25 protein-coding genes are annotated in these 15,209 nt (G+C 47.9%); all 25 read right to left on the bottom strand.

The window, feature by feature from the left end:
* Positions 1-309: 309 nt before the first annotated feature.
* Entirely contained in the window at positions 310-762 is a 453-nt protein-coding gene (locus AACZ40_RS22340; protein ID WP_291168289.1) for a hypothetical protein, read from the bottom strand.
* Positions 743-1,663 (bottom strand): hypothetical protein, encoded by a 921-nt coding sequence (locus AACZ40_RS22335; RefSeq protein WP_291168287.1) that lies wholly within the window; start codon positions 1,661-1,663, stop codon positions 743-745. The genes AACZ40_RS22340 and AACZ40_RS22335 overlap by 20 nt, the downstream gene beginning before the upstream one ends.
* Positions 1,664-1,944: 281 nt before the next feature.
* On the bottom strand, positions 1,945-2,538 hold the full coding sequence (locus AACZ40_RS22330) for a putative metallopeptidase (protein ID WP_291168285.1): 594 nt from the start codon (positions 2,536-2,538) through the stop codon (positions 1,945-1,947).
* A gap of 305 nt (positions 2,539-2,843) precedes the next feature.
* Positions 2,844-3,569 carry a L17 family ribosomal protein gene (locus tag AACZ40_RS22325; RefSeq protein ID WP_291168283.1) on the bottom strand — a complete coding sequence of 242 codons (726 nt, stop codon included), beginning with the start codon at positions 3,567-3,569 and terminating at the stop codon, positions 2,844-2,846.
* Between the two features lie 81 nt (positions 3,570-3,650).
* Positions 3,651-4,667, bottom strand: coding sequence for a DNA-directed RNA polymerase subunit alpha (locus AACZ40_RS22320; protein ID WP_291168281.1), 1,017 nt, complete (start codon positions 4,665-4,667; stop codon positions 3,651-3,653).
* Between the two features lie 121 nt (positions 4,668-4,788).
* A complete protein-coding gene (rpsK, locus tag AACZ40_RS22315) occupies positions 4,789-5,169 on the bottom strand; it encodes a 30S ribosomal protein S11 (protein WP_291168279.1) in 381 nt (126 codons plus the stop codon).
* Positions 5,170-5,323: 154 nt separating this feature from the next.
* The gene (gene rpsM / locus AACZ40_RS22310; protein WP_291168277.1) at positions 5,324-5,710 is read right to left on the bottom strand and encodes a 30S ribosomal protein S13; all 387 of its coding nucleotides are present in this window, start codon (positions 5,708-5,710) and stop codon (positions 5,324-5,326) included.
* Between the two features lie 64 nt (positions 5,711-5,774).
* A complete protein-coding gene (gene rpmJ, locus AACZ40_RS22305) occupies positions 5,775-5,891 on the bottom strand; it encodes a 50S ribosomal protein L36 (RefSeq protein ID WP_002649734.1) in 117 nt (38 codons plus the stop codon).
* Between the two features lie 258 nt (positions 5,892-6,149).
* On the bottom strand, positions 6,150-7,514 hold the full coding sequence (gene secY / locus AACZ40_RS22300; protein ID WP_291168275.1) for a preprotein translocase subunit SecY: 1,365 nt from the start codon (positions 7,512-7,514) through the stop codon (positions 6,150-6,152).
* Between the two features lie 128 nt (positions 7,515-7,642).
* Positions 7,643-8,095 carry a 50S ribosomal protein L15 gene (rplO, locus tag AACZ40_RS22295; protein ID WP_291168273.1) on the bottom strand — a complete coding sequence of 151 codons (453 nt, stop codon included), beginning with the start codon at positions 8,093-8,095 and terminating at the stop codon, positions 7,643-7,645.
* Entirely contained in the window at positions 8,095-8,574 is a 480-nt protein-coding gene (gene rpsE / locus AACZ40_RS22290; protein ID WP_291168271.1) for a 30S ribosomal protein S5, read from the bottom strand. The genes rplO and rpsE overlap by 1 nt, the downstream gene beginning before the upstream one ends.
* 36 nt (positions 8,575-8,610) lie before the next feature.
* Positions 8,611-8,976 carry a 50S ribosomal protein L18 gene (gene rplR / locus AACZ40_RS22285; protein WP_291168269.1) on the bottom strand — a complete coding sequence of 122 codons (366 nt, stop codon included), beginning with the start codon at positions 8,974-8,976 and terminating at the stop codon, positions 8,611-8,613.
* Positions 8,977-9,056: 80 nt separating this feature from the next.
* Positions 9,057-9,602 carry a 50S ribosomal protein L6 gene (gene rplF, locus AACZ40_RS22280; RefSeq protein WP_291168267.1) on the bottom strand — a complete coding sequence of 182 codons (546 nt, stop codon included), beginning with the start codon at positions 9,600-9,602 and terminating at the stop codon, positions 9,057-9,059.
* Positions 9,603-9,668: 66 nt separating this feature from the next.
* Positions 9,669-10,064: a 30S ribosomal protein S8 gene (gene rpsH, locus AACZ40_RS22275; protein WP_291168265.1), complete on the bottom strand. Its 396-nt coding sequence runs from the start codon at positions 10,062-10,064 to the stop codon at positions 9,669-9,671.
* A gap of 80 nt (positions 10,065-10,144) precedes the next feature.
* A complete protein-coding gene (rplE, locus tag AACZ40_RS22270; RefSeq protein WP_291168263.1) occupies positions 10,145-10,699 on the bottom strand; it encodes a 50S ribosomal protein L5 in 555 nt (184 codons plus the stop codon).
* Between the two features lie 64 nt (positions 10,700-10,763).
* On the bottom strand, positions 10,764-11,117 hold the full coding sequence (gene rplX / locus AACZ40_RS22265) for a 50S ribosomal protein L24 (RefSeq protein ID WP_291168261.1): 354 nt from the start codon (positions 11,115-11,117) through the stop codon (positions 10,764-10,766).
* 2 nt (positions 11,118-11,119) lie between these two features.
* On the bottom strand, positions 11,120-11,488 hold the full coding sequence (rplN, locus tag AACZ40_RS22260) for a 50S ribosomal protein L14 (protein ID WP_002649723.1): 369 nt from the start codon (positions 11,486-11,488) through the stop codon (positions 11,120-11,122).
* A 98-nt stretch (positions 11,489-11,586) separates the two neighbouring features.
* Entirely contained in the window at positions 11,587-11,832 is a 246-nt protein-coding gene (gene rpsQ / locus AACZ40_RS22255) for a 30S ribosomal protein S17 (protein WP_291168258.1), read from the bottom strand.
* 22 nt (positions 11,833-11,854) lie between these two features.
* Complete coding sequence (gene rpmC / locus AACZ40_RS22250) at positions 11,855-12,064, bottom strand: 50S ribosomal protein L29 (RefSeq protein WP_291168256.1); 210 nt, start codon at positions 12,062-12,064, stop codon at positions 11,855-11,857.
* A gap of 90 nt (positions 12,065-12,154) precedes the next feature.
* On the bottom strand, positions 12,155-12,574 hold the full coding sequence (gene rplP / locus AACZ40_RS22245) for a 50S ribosomal protein L16 (protein ID WP_291168254.1): 420 nt from the start codon (positions 12,572-12,574) through the stop codon (positions 12,155-12,157).
* Positions 12,513-13,214, bottom strand: a complete 702-nt coding sequence (gene rpsC / locus AACZ40_RS22240) for a 30S ribosomal protein S3 (RefSeq protein ID WP_291168252.1) — start codon at positions 13,212-13,214, stop codon at positions 12,513-12,515. Before rpsC ends, rplP begins: the two co-directional genes overlap by 62 nt.
* A 78-nt stretch (positions 13,215-13,292) precedes the next feature.
* A complete protein-coding gene (rplV, locus tag AACZ40_RS22235) occupies positions 13,293-13,637 on the bottom strand; it encodes a 50S ribosomal protein L22 (RefSeq protein WP_145313135.1) in 345 nt (114 codons plus the stop codon).
* A gap of 79 nt (positions 13,638-13,716) precedes the next feature.
* Positions 13,717-13,983 carry a 30S ribosomal protein S19 gene (gene rpsS, locus AACZ40_RS22230; RefSeq protein WP_291168249.1) on the bottom strand — a complete coding sequence of 89 codons (267 nt, stop codon included), beginning with the start codon at positions 13,981-13,983 and terminating at the stop codon, positions 13,717-13,719.
* A 63-nt stretch (positions 13,984-14,046) separates the two neighbouring features.
* Entirely contained in the window at positions 14,047-14,904 is an 858-nt protein-coding gene (rplB, locus tag AACZ40_RS22225) for a 50S ribosomal protein L2 (RefSeq protein ID WP_291168246.1), read from the bottom strand.
* Between the two features lie 80 nt (positions 14,905-14,984).
* Positions 14,985-15,209, bottom strand: a 225-nt coding sequence (rplW, locus tag AACZ40_RS22220) for a 50S ribosomal protein L23 (protein WP_339675889.1), incomplete at its 5' end; no start/stop codon positions are given.

Raw genomic sequence — 15,209 nt, 5'->3', positions numbered from 1 at the left:
TGACTGACCGTGTATTTCGTGAGACGGTTACCAACTATCTGCGTTAGTTCCTGATTGAATTCGGCTATAGAAGCATCGGAGACTTCATAACGAAACGGTATGAGTCAACAACAATTAGGTAGATCAAACTCAGCGATTCGATCTGAGAAAAGTGAAATCACTTAATCCCCGATTATACTAAATGCGAGATAATGATAAATATTTTGGCTTGAGAGTGATTTTTGTACGTAGCCAACCTTCATAAGACCTGGTACAGGTTTTTAAGGCAGGTCAAGGTCTATTTTTTCAAGGATAATAACCGCTGATTGTTTAGGGAATAGCGATCAGTTCGTCTTCTTTCTCCTCAAGAGCCCTTCGAGCGAAATTGATATGATCTTCGTCCTTATTCAAATGCATTTTGGACAAGAAAACATCGAACATATCCTTTAACCATTTTTTTTCTGATTCAGAATTAGTCTTTGCTTTTCGTTTAAATGATACTCTGTAAATACAACCGCTATTTTTTCCTATCAAAATAGACATATCCGGAGTAGAGAACTCATTTGTTTCTTCTGCAGAGTCATCAAGATATTTAAACTCAACTACAATACGATTATCAACTTGATCAAAATGGCTTCGTATCGCTTCCGGAATATCAAATGGGGATAAATCAAATGAAATATCTACACCATTCTGAGTAGCGTGTGTAGGTTTACTTAACCGTTCAATATCTAAGTCTATCCATTCAGACATAGGAGCAACCTCACCCTTCAAAGATTCCATAACGACGCAGTTCTCTGTTCAACGTACTTAACTCAGCTCGAAATTTTTTTTCGCTCGTATCAATACATGAATATCCGTTAGAACTATCCATTACTAAAACACCCCAACATTCTTTTTTCTCATTCCTAATTATAACTCCAAGGATCGATGTGGGGCATGTTTTTCCCTTTTTTAAACGCTGCCAAACTGATTTTACTGAGGTATTAGTATTTCTTGCATAATCTTTGACTTTTCTATCTAACTTATCGTATTCATCTGCTTTAGCTGATGAGACTTTTAACAATTTTATGGTTTTTAACCATAAGCGACTGATAAGTCCGACGTATTTATCCCCATTTAGATCTGGCAATTTATTTTCTTCACTTCCCACCCGATACGCCCCACTCCTCCATGCCTGACCAGCTATTCCTTCAGAATTCTGCGCAGCATCTGGGGCTAGAAACACAGTTGCTCCATCTTGAGTAATATGACCGGATCTATAAATGACACATAACCAACCGGACCACGGTCCTAGCCAATATCCCCAAGGATTTAATAATTTTTTAAATGGCCAAACCCAAAACTTAAAGTCAACATGCTTAAAAAGAGTTACCCGATTGTGATCAACGGCTGTATTTTGGGGAAGTTCCGGGAAACAAACCTGCCTAAACTTGTCAAGTAAATCCGAAATGTGTCTATCAATTATTCGTTGTTCAGGAGTTTTTTCTCTTAAAGACCATCGAAATAAACGAGACATTGCCAAAAGTAAAACGGAAATGATTAAAACCTGTGGTGCTTTATCTTGTATCCAATCTACAGGCTTATAAAAAAGAGAATTAGTATTCAGTCGACTTAAGTCTATATCAAGAATATAGCCAACTGCCCCCATGGCAACGATAGAAACCCAATCTATCCACTTCAATACAGACCTGAATATGCTTCTCACTTAGCACCAGAAATAACGATAAATTCTTATAGGTACGACATTTAGGAATCTGAAATTACTAACATGTTAATGCATAACATGGTGGCATTGTTCACATTTATACTATCGCTTTCTGCAGTACATTCAAGTTAATTTCAAGAAATTGGGGGCTCAGAAAGTAGACCTGAAGAGAATTAACACAAACGTCTATAATTCGATCATACTTGATCCAAATATTATTACGCCGATCAATAGTTTTTCTTACTAATATAAGCACTTCACGCGATCCGCGAGTCATCGACGGGGATCAGCTTGGGGATCGGGATCTGCAGACCCACGACGCCGCCATGTTTTTTCTGCAGGGTGGAGAAGCGGCATTTGAGGAATGCATACAGCTCGGGGGGCGGGTTCAGTTTCAGATACTGTTTTACCAGCACCGCCATGTGGGCGTCATACTCTTTCTGGCTGTGGGAGTGCACGTGGTAATGGCCTTCCAGGCGGCGGATGTCGCCGTCGAAGGCGGGGCTGATGTGATACAGCTCGTGGACCACGGTGATCAGCTTTTCCTCAAACGAATGATTCAGAAAACGGGGCAGGTAAAATGTGAGGATGTACAACATCTCTTCCTGGTCCTGGTAGATCCGTTGCACCGTCCATTTCCGACCGTAGCGGGTCGTCTGCAGATCGCCGTTCTCGAACCGGAGGGGCGTTAATTTTGCCTGCATGCCATAAGGCACGTTGCGGCGGGCCTGGGCGAACGCGATGGCGATGCGGTCCATGTTGACATGATGAAATTCAGGCAACCGACGCGAAATGTCACGGCACAGATGATACATGGCGTGACTGAAATTAAACGGCTTCTTCGTTGACATGCTGCGACAGAATCCTTTCCGCTACAACTTCACAACAACGTAAGACTGGTTCATGGTCCTGGTTCACTTTGCAAACGCGATGCAGACGAGACTGTATCCAGTTTTATTGTAACGTCTACAGGGCCACTTGAAGCGAGTATCATAAATTGAGAAACGCTATCGCAAAGTGTGTTGCGCTCCAGCCTGGCTGTGTGTCCGGTACGTAAAAAAAGCTAAGAGTATTTTCGATCATTGGAAATACTCTTAGCCTGTCAATATTAGCGAGAACTCGCAGTTCAGCAAAGCCGAATATTGCGGGTCGCAGCTTATGCGTCTTTTTTCTCGTCGTCTTCAGAAGATTCATCAGCCGCTTCCGCACTGGCTTCTGGAGCTTCATCAGCGGCGGCAGTTTCTTCTGCTTCGGTTTCAGCAGCTGGTTCTTCGCTGGCTGTTTCGTCGACAGGGGCTTCTTCGGTGGCGGTTTCAGTATCGCTATCGAGTGTGGCACTGCGTTTGGTCGGTTTGACGCGATCGCGTTCGCCTACGAATTCGATGATGGCCTGCTCGCCGGCATCACCCAGACGAACGGTGGCCAGTCGCACGATGCGGGTGTAACCGCCGGTCCGCTCTTCGAAGCGTTCTGACAGTTCGTTGAACAGGATGTCAACGGCTTCATTGTCTCGCAGGTCAGCAAAAGCCCGACGACGGTAGGTCAAAGCGGGAGCCATTGCCTGGTTCCACTGATTCCACTGTTCTGATTCACGCCAGGTCTTCCACTCGCTGGAATTTTTATCAGCATCAGTTGCATACTGAGCTGCATTTTCCAGATGAGGCTGGGCCTTCTTGCCAAGTGTGATCAGCTTTTCCATGAAAGGGCGCAACTCTTTGGCTTTCTGCACGGTCGTGGTAATACGACCAGAAACCTTTGGTGCGTTTTCAGCTTCCTCATCAATCCGGACGGTTTTAATGAGGCTCACCGCCATATTGCGGAACATAGCTTTACGGTGTGATGCATTGCGGCCTAATTTTCGGCCTCTCATTCGGTGTCGCATGACTTAACTCTGAATTATTCTGATTGCTGAGAGTAAAAGACTCGTGGATTCAATTTCGACAACGCGAAAATCAAATGGTGATTAACGCGATTGCGATGAGGAGCTGGGAATCTTCATTCCCAGACGCAGGCCAATCTGGTTCAGTCTTTCACGAACTTCAACCAGGGTGGTTTCCCCAAAGTTACGAACATGTAATAAATGATCTTCTGATTTTCCCACCAGGTCGCGGACGGTGTTAATGCCTTCCGATTCCAGGCAGTTGGTCGCACGCACAGACAGGTTCAGCTCGGCCAGACTCTGGTTGAGTTTTTCTTCCAGTTCCAGGTCGATGGGAGCATAACCGGTCGTATCCAGCATTCCCTTGAGACCACCTTCGGGCGGCATTTCCGGGCCGGGCTCGCGGTAGGTAATAAAGGGATTGAGGTGCTTGCGGAGAATCTTGGAGGCTTCCACCAGAGCCATGTCAGGCTTGACGGTTCCGTTGGTCCAGATTTCCAGGATCAGTTTGTCGTAGTTGGTACGCTGACCAACACGGGTATCTTCAATTTTGTAACGCACGCGCACAACAGGCGAGAATGTGGCATCCAGGGGGATCACGCCGACTTCTGAATCATGCTGCGAGTGTTCTGAGGCGGGGGAGTATCCGCGTCCGTTCTCGATGGTCAGTTCCATGTTCAGGGGAACATCATCGGTCATCGTGGCAATCACCAGGTCCTTATTGATGACTTCCACCTGATCGTCGGTGATGACATCAGCGCCCGTTACAACACCCCGCTCATGCCTTTCAATTCGCAGAGTCTTGGAAGTGGAACTGGAATTCTTGACGATCAGCGATTTCAGGTTCAGACAGATCTCGGTGATATCTTCAACCACACCGGGGATCGTGGTAAATTCGTGCTGCACACCCTGGATTTTCACGCGGGTTACCGAGCTGCCTTCCAGGCTGGAAAGCAGGATTCGTCGCAGACTGTTGGCAATGGTTGCACCGAATCCACGCTCAAATGGTTCGGCTACAAACATACCATAAGTTGATGTCATTGACTCCCGATCAGGGATGACACGGCTTGGTAATTCCAGTCCTCGCCAACGGATTCGCATTGAAATAATCTCCAAAGAACACAGTCAATAGAACATGATGTTAAATCGATGTTCCAGTTATTTTAAATCTATATGTGTTGCGGCTGCCGGGGCGGCTCGCAGTGTCACCAGAAGTCCTGGTTCAGACACGTCGTTTTTTCGGGGGACGACAGCCATTGTGTGGCAGCGGGGTAATATCTTCGATCGCACGGATCGAGATGCCTGCTGTCTGCAAACCGGTGATGGCACTTTCCCGTCCGGAACCTGGTCCCTTGACGCGAATTTCCATTTCTTTCACACCGAACTTGGATGCTTTTTCGGCACAGATTTCCGCGGCCCGCTGGGCAGCAAACGGAGTACTCTTGCGGCTGCCTTTGAACCCGGAAGTTCCTGCAGTGGCCCAGCAGAGTACGTCGCCGTTTAAATCGGTAATCGTAACGGTGGTGTTGTTAAACGTTGCTTTGATGTAAGCAATCGCTTTTGTGATGTGACGTTTCACTTTTTTTCGTTTGACTTTAGCCACTCTGCTACTCCTGATGTTTCTGTCAGCTTGGATTCAGAAACTGATACTCATGATTTGTGATGTTTTAATCTCAGGTCGCCGCAACTGACAACGACCTCGGTCTGATCTTGTTCTTCTCTCGACACAGCCTACAGAACCCGGGGGATTCAAAGGCCTAGTGGCGGGCATCCTTAACACCCTTTTTACCGGCAACGGTTTTCTTACCACCTTTGCGGGTACGGGCGTTGGTTTGTGTATTCTGTCCGCGAACCGGCAGTCCACGACGGTGACGAATGCCACGATAAGACTGAATGTCTCGCAGTCGAGCAATATCCTGGGTTGTGGCACGACGCAACTGACCCTCGACGGAATAATCGGTATCCAGCATATTCACGATCCGGCTCAACTCATCGTCGGTCAGATCTTTGGCTTTCAACTGAGGATTGATATTTAATTTGTGGCAGATATCAAGCGCGGTCACCTTGCCGATACCATACAGGTATGTCAGGGAAACATAAACGGGCTTGTCGTTCGGAATATCAACACCGAGGATACGTGGCATTTTTAGTTCACTCCGCTGGATTTAAAAAACTGAAGTCAAATCAATGAAACTGAATTCGAGACGATTAACCCTGACGCTGCTTATGGCGCGGGTTGGAAGAGCAGATCACATACACGCGCCCTTTTCGCCGAATGACTTTACAGTTTTCACAAATCCGCTTAACACTGGCTCGGACTTTCATCGTACTACGACTTCTCTATCTAACTTTGGTTCACGATATAATCGAGATGACAAGAGGCGAAAACCGGGGTTCCGCTGAATGTAACTCGTGTAAATTTAATTAATTGCGCTCATAAAATGAGCAAACTCCGGCTTCGTATCAAACCTGAACAATTTCCGAAGCGGAGCGAATCAGGAAATTATAAACGCCGCGAACGTGAATCGACAAGCGAAACGCACCTTTTTTGGTGAATTTCGCCATGACTCACCCGTTTAACCTTTACAGATCGCTCTCAAGTAATCCTGAATAGTTTCGCATCACCAGATGGCTGTCAATTTTATTGACCAGGTCCAGCACCACGGAAACCACAATCAGTAATCCGGTTCCACCGTAAAAACTCGCCACCAGGAAGTCGACCCCTAACCAGGTGGATACCAGGGTCGGAATAATGGCAACCAGTGACAGGAACGCGGCACCCACGTAGGTAATACGCACCATCACCTGCTCCAGGTAGGCGGCAGTTCGTGCCCCGGGACGATATCCGGGAATAAACGAACCATAATCTTTCAGGTTTTCTGCCATATCTTTGGGATTAAAGGTAATCGCCGTCCAGAAGTAGCAGAAGAAGTAAATCAAGACCACATAAGACATTGTGTAAACAAAACCACGACTCATCGGCTGGAATGCTTCATCGAGCATCGCCCAGAATTCAGAAGTGGAAAAGTACTGGCTTAAGCCATGGAATAGAAAGTAAGGGAACATCAGCAGGCTGGAAGCGAAGATGATGGGCATTACACCAGCCTGATTGACGCGTAAGGGCAGTGACTGTCGCTGACCACCAGAAACCCGGCGTCCACGCACGTGCTTGGCAGATTGAATCGGAATACGACGCTGCCCCTGGGTAATGGCAATCACCCAGACCACCACAAAGACGAACACCAGTGCCAGAATCAATAACCGGTCAATCCCGGTATCGGTTCCCAGGGCAATCCCCTTCTCAAAGGCTGGCTCAATCAGGCTCCACCCAGCTTGAGGCATCCGGGCCAGGATCCCTGCCATAATCAGCAGACTGATCCCGTTTCCAATCCCGTAAGCATCGATCTGCTCACCGATCCACATCAGGAACACGGTCCCTGTGGTCATCGTGATGGTAGCCACGATCTGGTAATACAAACCCTGGTAACCATCCAGGATCAGGCTGTTTCCGGAGCCAAAGCCACCGGCCAGCGTTCTGATCCAGAAAAAGCTCTGCACCAGACAGATCACAACAGTGGCATAACGTGTATATTCATTAATCTTCTTCCGGCCCGCTTCTCCTTCTTTCTGGAGTCGCTCGAGGGGTGGATAGACCGTGCCCATCAACTGGAAGATAATCGAAGCAGAGATATAAGGCATAATGCCCAGACCAAAGATGGTACTCTGGCCGATATTCGAAGCGGAAAACAGGGAAATGACCTGGATAACCTGTCCGATGCCACCCTGCTGGCCCTGTAAATCAGCGAGTGTTTCCGAAAGCTGGGCCTGATTGATGAAAGGCAGGGCGATCCAGAACCCCATCCGGTAGATGGCCAGCAGTCCCAGCGTCAGAACAATTTTTGTACGTAGCTCGGGAATTTTGAACAGAACTAATAATTTACCGAGCATAAGTAGCGATCCTTTGTGTCATAATTCAGCAGGTATTGATTTAAGCTTTGCCTGGGATTTTAGCGAATCCTGAACAAAAGGGGAATCGTATTCTTAGCTGCTGAGATCAAGTCCTTGAATGAAATTACTTATGACAAAACGCGACTGACAGTTCCGCCAGCTGCCTGAATCTTGGATTCAGCAGAAGCAGAGAACAGGTGTGCGGAGACGTTAAGTTTTTTGGTCAGGTCTCCGTTCCCTAGGATTTTCACCTGATCGAAACGACCTTTGGCCAGACCTTTCGCAGCCAGCACTTCGGGAGTGATTTCAGTCCCGTTTTCAAATGCCAGCTCCAAAGCAGCCACATTCACCACGGCAACTTTTTTCGCGAACTGCTTGTTGTTAAAACCCCGTTTCGCAACACGCATTGCTAAAGGAGTCTGTCCCCCTTCAAAGCTGACGCGGCGCGAGGAACCGGAGCGGCTGCCATAACCGTTTTCACCACGGCTGGAAGTCTTGCCATGTCCTGAACCAGGACCACGGCCGACGCGTTTTTTCTTTTTATTCTTCTGTATGCCGCGATGGACGTCATCAATAATCATTAGACTTCAACTCCTCTCAAACGTGCAATATCATCCCGGGTTCGCAGTTTTGAGAGTCCATCAATGGTGGCTTTCACAACATTGATTGGATTATTGGAACCACGACTTTTTGTATAAATATCAGTAATACCGGCTGCTTCAACGACGGCACGAACTCCGGCACCGGCGATAATACCTGTACCAGGACGGGCGGGTAACAGCAGCACACGGGCAGAACCGAAACGGCCGACCACTTCATGAGGCACGGTATTATCTACAATATTCGATTTCACCATGCTGCGGTTGGCCTGCTTGACGGCTTTGTCAACAGCCAGCGGTACTTCGATCGCTTTACCATATCCCCAGCCTACACGACCTTCTTTATCGCCGACAACAACCAGAGCAGTGAAACTGAATCGACGTCCCCCCTTGACCACGCAGGCACAACGGCGGATTTGAATGACGGTTTCTGGTGTTTGCTTTGTACCTTCTTTTGACACGGTATCTTCTCCAACCCGTATTGAGTGTTGTCTCTGTTAAAAATCGAGTCCTGCTTTGCGGGCAGAATCAGCCAGGGCAGCAACACGCCCGTGGTAACGGTAAGGGCCACGATCGAAGGCGACTTCTTTAATCCCCTTTTCGATGGCTCGTTCGCCAATCAGCTTACCTACTTTTTCCGCAGCGGCAATGTTACCGCCATTCTTAATCTCACCGGCCAGACTTTTGTCTTGCGTGCTGGCAGAGACCAGTGTCACACCAGCTGTATCATCAATCAGCTGCGCGTAAATATGATTATTGCTTCGATAAACAGATAACCGTATACGTCCTGTTTTACGAACCGTATTGCGAATGCGGAACGAACGTCGTTGCTTCTGTTTTTTCAGTGTTTTTTCTAGTTTCATTTTACCGTCATCTTTTCAAAAACAGTATCACCTGTAACTCAGGCCGCGGACTGTCTGTTTAAACAGGCAGGCGAAGACTGCTAGTTAGCAAATGCCTTACCAGCTTTACGCCGTACATATTCACCTTCATAACGAATCCCTTTACCTTTGTAAGGTTCAGGAGGACGTACGCTACGAATATTTGCTGCAAACTGACCGACAGCATGCTTGTCTGCACTGGTCAAGACAATATTGGTACTGTTGGGAAGCTCACAGATCACACCCTGGGGCACTTCCAGTACGATTGTATTGGCAAACCCGACCTGCAGGCTCAGTTTGTTGCCATTCAGGGACGCCTGGTAACCCACACCCTGAATTTCCAGCTTCCGTACAAACGGAGTTTCCACGCCCTGAACCATGTTGGCAACCAGCGCCCGGGTCAGACCATGCAGGGCACGGCTTTGACGGGCGTCATCAGGACGGGTCACATTGATTTCATTCGTTTCCGAATCAAGTTCAACCTTCATTGAGGGATGAAATGTAAAGGACAGATCACCATGTTTTCCCTTGACGGAAATCGAGGCGCTGTCAACTTTGACTTCCACTCCAGCAGGAACAGGAACTGGCTTTTTACCGATTCGAGACATAACTTCAAATTCCAGTTAAATTAAAGGCGGCTGAACAGAATTCGTCCGCCTGGATAAACATCTATATTACCAGATGGTGCAGAGTAATTCGCCGCCTACACCCTGTTGTTTCGCTTCACGATTGCTCAATACACCCTTGCTGGTCGAGAGAATGCTCACGCCCAGTCCCTGCAGCACTTCCGGCATGGAACGCAGGTCCTGGTAGTTCCGTCGACCGGGTTTACTTTCACGGTAAATCTTCTGAATTACACGTTCCCCGTTGGGACCATATTTCAGATTCACCCGCAGAATGTTCTGAGGACTGTTTTCGATTTGTTCAAAGTCCCAGATGTACCCTTCCCGCTGCAAGGCACCTGCAATGGCAACCTTGATTTTGGAAGCAGGAATATCAACATAAGGCCGTTCAATCTGCAGTGCATTACGAATTCGTGTCAGCATGTCTGCAATAGGGTCTGTCATCATTAGCTGGCTACCCTCACTATTATTCTCCGACAATCTACCATTCAGGTGGTACTGTTCTGTTATTACTTGTATAGACGATTCTAAACGGTTTTTTTACGAAACGGCATTCCGAGTTCTTCTAACAGCAGAAAACCTTCTTCGTTGTTAGAAGCCGTGGTGACGATCGTAATGTTCATCCCCTGTGTATTTTTCACGGAATCCGGATCGATTTCCAGGAAGACCAGCGATTCATTCAGGCCCAGGCTGTAGTTTCCATTACCATCGAAGGCTTTGGGATTGATTCCACGAAAGTCGCGTACACGAGGCAGAGCCAGTGAAATCAGACGTTCGAGGAATTCATACATCCGGTTCCCACGCAGAGTCACCCGGCAGCCGATTTCCTGACCTTCGCGAAGTTTGAAACCAGCGACGGACTGACGGGCACGGGTAATCTGTGATTTCTGTCCGGCCAGCAGTGTCATGTGGTCTGCGGCTTCGGTCAGACGTTTCCGGTCCTGATTGGCGGCACCGATCCCCATGCTGATCACCACTTTTTCAATCTGTGGCAGTGAATGCACGTTGGTGCGGCCCAGTTTTTCTTTCAGGGCAGGAACAATCTCTTCACGATATTGTTTTAATAATGTTGGTATTGCCATTGTTTTGCTTCAGACTGACCGAACTCGCGGAACAATCTTCCTTACTGAAAACTACAAAATCTGATTATTGTTTCTGATATTTTGCCTTCGCAGGACTGATCGTTCCCAGCGATGCACTACACTTCTTACAGAATCGTTCCTTGCTGCCGTCATCTGCATAGCGATAACCAACACGGGCTGCTGAACTGCAGGCTTCACAATAAAACTTCACGTTCGAAACATCGATCGGCATTTCCACTTCCAGGCGTCCCCCTTGAGGACTCTTGGGATGGCCACGTTTCACGTGTTTGAAAACACGATTTACATTTTCCACGGTCAGCTTTTTACCGCCGTCAACTACCTGTAATACTTTCCGGGGAGTATCGCCTGCATCTGCTCCCGTGATTACAATCACTGAATCGCCACGTCGTATCTTCATTCTCAGACTACCTCGTTTGCCAGGCTAATAATTTTCATATATTTGCGTTCGCGAAGCTCTCGAGCCACAGCGCCAAAAATACGTGTTCCCCGAGGATTCCCCTCGCCATCGATCAAAACCATTGCATTCCGGTCGAACCGCACGTAACTGCCGTCATCGCGACGACAGGGGTACCTGGTTCGAACAATCACGCCACGTAATACCTGACCTTTTTTAATGTTACTGCCAGCCAGAGTTTTCTGGATGCTGACGACAATCACGTCGCCGACTTCAGCAGTTCGACGCCCGGTACCGCCCAGCACTTTAATGCAGCGCGCAACCTTGGCACCCGAATTATCACATACATCCAGATCGGTTTGCATCTGAATCATGGCTTTGCCTGTTCCTTATCAACCAAAAGATGAGGTCTACCTGATCTTTGTCTTTGTACTATTAAATGAATCCGAAATCGCAGTCAGACTGAGATGAATCAGTCCTGTTTTTTCTCGACAACCCGGATCAGATCCCAACGCTTTGTTTTGGAGCGGGGTCGACTTTCGATGATTTCGACAGTGTCCCCTTCCTGTGCTTCATTTTTTTCATCATGCACGTGACAGACAGTCCGGCCACGCACGGTTTTGCCGTAGAGTGGATGACGGTATCGTCGCTGAATTTCGACTCGTAAAGTCTTGTCCATTTTCGAACTGGCTACAGTGCCTGTCATTATTTTTCGCATTTTCTTACCTCAACGAGCCTGCTTAAGCATTATTCTGCTGACTTAATTCGCGTTCACGACGGATTGTCTGGATTCGGGCAATCTCACGTCGGAGCCGCTTAATGTTACTAGGTGCATCAAGCCGCTCGGTTGCAGCCTTGAACCGCAACTGAAACAACTCTTTCTGTGTTTCCTGCAGAGCGAAAGACAATTGCTCGTCGTTCATCTCGCGTAATTCACTCGCTTTGGTCATCAGTAAAACCCAATGATGTTTTTCGGTCTGCCCGCACCAGGCGGACAGGACCGAAGTGATGTAATTGATAATAACCTGTAATTAACCAGCTTAGATGGAAGGCCGACGTTCAATCAGCTTTACATTCACCGGTAACTTGTGTGCAACACGCGCGAAACAGCGTTTGGCTGCTTCATGCGAAACGCCAGCCAGTTCGAACAACACAGTGCCCGGCTTAATGACGGCAACCCAGTGATCCGGTTCCCCTTTTCCCTTACCCATACGGGTTTCCAGCGGTCGGGATGTAACCGACTTCTGGGGGAAGATCCGGATGTAAAGTTTACCTTCACCTCGAACATATTGTGTCGCTGCAATTCGGCAGGCTTCAATGGTTTGTGCTGTTATGTGCCCAGGGTCCAGAGATTGTAAGCCCCATTCACCAAAGGCAACAGTGTTACCACGTGTCGCATTACCTTTTATGCGTCCTCTTTGGCTTTTGCGGTGCTTGACCCGCTTTGGCATCAGAGCCATCGCGATTCTCCTCATCAGAATAATCACCAAGGTCGATCCAGACTTTCACTCCAATAACTCCGAAGGTGGTGTGTGCCTCGCGGAATCCGTAGTCAACATGACGTTGCAGAGTCGAAAGTGGAATAGAGCCACGGCTTGCTTTTTCACGCCGTGACATTTCTGCCCCACCCAATCGACCGGAAAGCTCGATTTTAATTCCATGAACGCCCGTTTCCATTACCTGGTCCAGGGCACGTTTAATAGTTCGACGGAAGCTACCACGCTTTGATAACTGCTGAGCAATATCTTCCGCAACCAGTGCTGCACTTTGCAGTGCATTGTCAACTTCAATAATCTTCAGTTCCATTCGCCGACCGGTCAGATCTTCCAGTTCCGCTTTCAACCGGTCCACTTCCTGCCCTTTACGACCAATAATGATCCCCGGGCGGGCTGTGAATAAATGCACGACAACCTGGTCGCGAGTTCGTTCGATCTCGACCTTGGGAATGCCGGCAAATTTGTATTTTGTATGGATAAAGTTTCGGACTTTCTGATCTTCAATCAGCAGTGCCCCAAAATCTTTCTTGGAGGCATACCAACGACTTCTCCAGTCTTCTACCACGCCGACTCGAAATCCGGTTGGTCGAACTTTTTGCCCCATGATACAGGTTATCCTTTAAGTATTTCTGATTGATTTTTGTGACTTCTGACAACAGTCAAGTAAACAGTCTTCTCAGTTCTAAGGCAGCTCAGGAGCGTCAATAGAAACATGAATGTGTGACATACGACGACGGATCGTGTAGGCCATCCCTCGGGCCCGGGGCTGAATGCGTTTGAACATCGGTCCGCCATCAACGCGGGCTTCGGTGATCTTCAAACCTTCGACATTACGAGCACCCTTGTCTTCAGCATTGGCCATTGCGCTTTTGATGACCTTCTCAAGAAAACGTGCTCCCCGGTTTGGAATGTATTTTAACGAATCCAAACCTTCTGAAGCAGTCATACCTCGAACCAGGTCTGCAAAAGGACGAACCTTTGTTGCTGAAATTCGTGCAAATCGATGCATTGCTCGAACTTGCCCCATGACAATTACTCCACTTCACTATTGCATAATTCTATCGGTTATCGGCCGTTACAGCCGCAACAACAACAAACACAAACGCTTATTTCTTCTTCATCGTATGGCCGCGGAAGTTGCGGGTCAGCGAGAATTCACCCAGCTTGTGCCCGACCATTTCTTCCGACACATACACGTTTAAGTGAGCGCGCCCGTTATGCACCAGGAATGTATGACCTACAAATTCCGGAGCAATTGTTGAAGCTCGAGCCCATGTCTTGATCGGCGTCTTTTTTCCCGATTCGTTCAGCTTCTCAATCTTCTTCAGAAGCTTCACGTCAACATATGGCCCTTTTTTCAGAGAGCGACCCATAAAACTTGTCCTCAATTATCGAAAACAGATAGTTATACTTTAAACTTGAATTAACTTACTAAATCAGAGCTTCAACTGGCCATAACGACGTGACTTGCGACGTCGAATAATGGCTTTTGAAGAAGCTTTTTTCCGCTTCCTGGTCTTTCCACCTTTGGCGAGCTTACCAGTCGGGCTACAGGGGTGACGACCACCTGAGTTACGACCTTCACCACCACCCATCGGGTGAGCGACCGGATTCATACAGGTACCACGCACATGAGGACGACGCCCCAGCCAGCGCTTGCGACCTGCTTTTCCCAGAACGACTTTTGTGTGTTCCGAGTTTCCAATTTCACCAATCGTGGCTCGACAGGAATTCGGGATACGACGAACTTCGCCGGATGGCAGAGTCACCTGTGCCCAGTTTTCTTCGCGTGCATTGAGCACAGCGGAAGTACCGGCACTGCGACAGAGCTGACCACCACGACCAGGCTGCATTTCTACGTTATGAATTGTTGAACCCAGGGGAATGGCAGACAGAGGCATGCAGTTCCCGATGTTCGGCTCTACTTTTTCTCCACTGACCACGGTATCACCGGCTTTCAAGCCTTCCGGAGCCAGAATGTATCGCTTTTCACCATCTACATAATGCAACAGTGCAATCCGGGCAGAACGATTCGGATCGTATTCAATTCCGTTGACCTTCGCGGGCACACCATCTTTGGTGCGACGGAAGTCAATCAGACGATACATCCGCTTGTGTCCGCCACCCCGGTGACGTGAAGTGATCACGCCCTGGTTATTGCGTCCACCCTTTTTCTTATACCGCACCAGCAGGGATTTCTCAGGAGCTTTTTTGCGATCGGTAATCGCTGCAAAATCGCTCACCGATGCACCACGCCGACCTGGTGTTGTTGGCTTGTAGAATCGGATTCCCATAATTTAGTTCCTCAATATTTTTGTTGGCTTCAAAACCAGATCACAAATTGTTTTGACTGACACCCTACACAAAACATGGCTTAAAAGAATGAAATGCGATCATCTTCGTGCAGTTCAACAATGGCCTTTTTCCATGATTTGGTATAACCAACTTTATACTTATGACGCCGTGGCTTTCCGCCTCGATTCTGTGTGCGAACAGAAACCACCCGCACATTCCACAAGTCAGACACAGCTTTCTTAATATCTGTTTTTGTGGCAGACTTATCGACCACAAACGTGTATGCATTAAAAGACTCAGACAG

The sequence above is a fragment of the uncultured Gimesia sp. genome, assembly GCF_963972345.1.
Taxonomy (GTDB): domain Bacteria; phylum Planctomycetota; class Planctomycetia; order Planctomycetales; family Planctomycetaceae; genus Gimesia.
The sequence above is the reverse complement of the archived record's forward strand: the minus strand, read 5'-3'. Positions and strand labels throughout refer to the sequence as shown.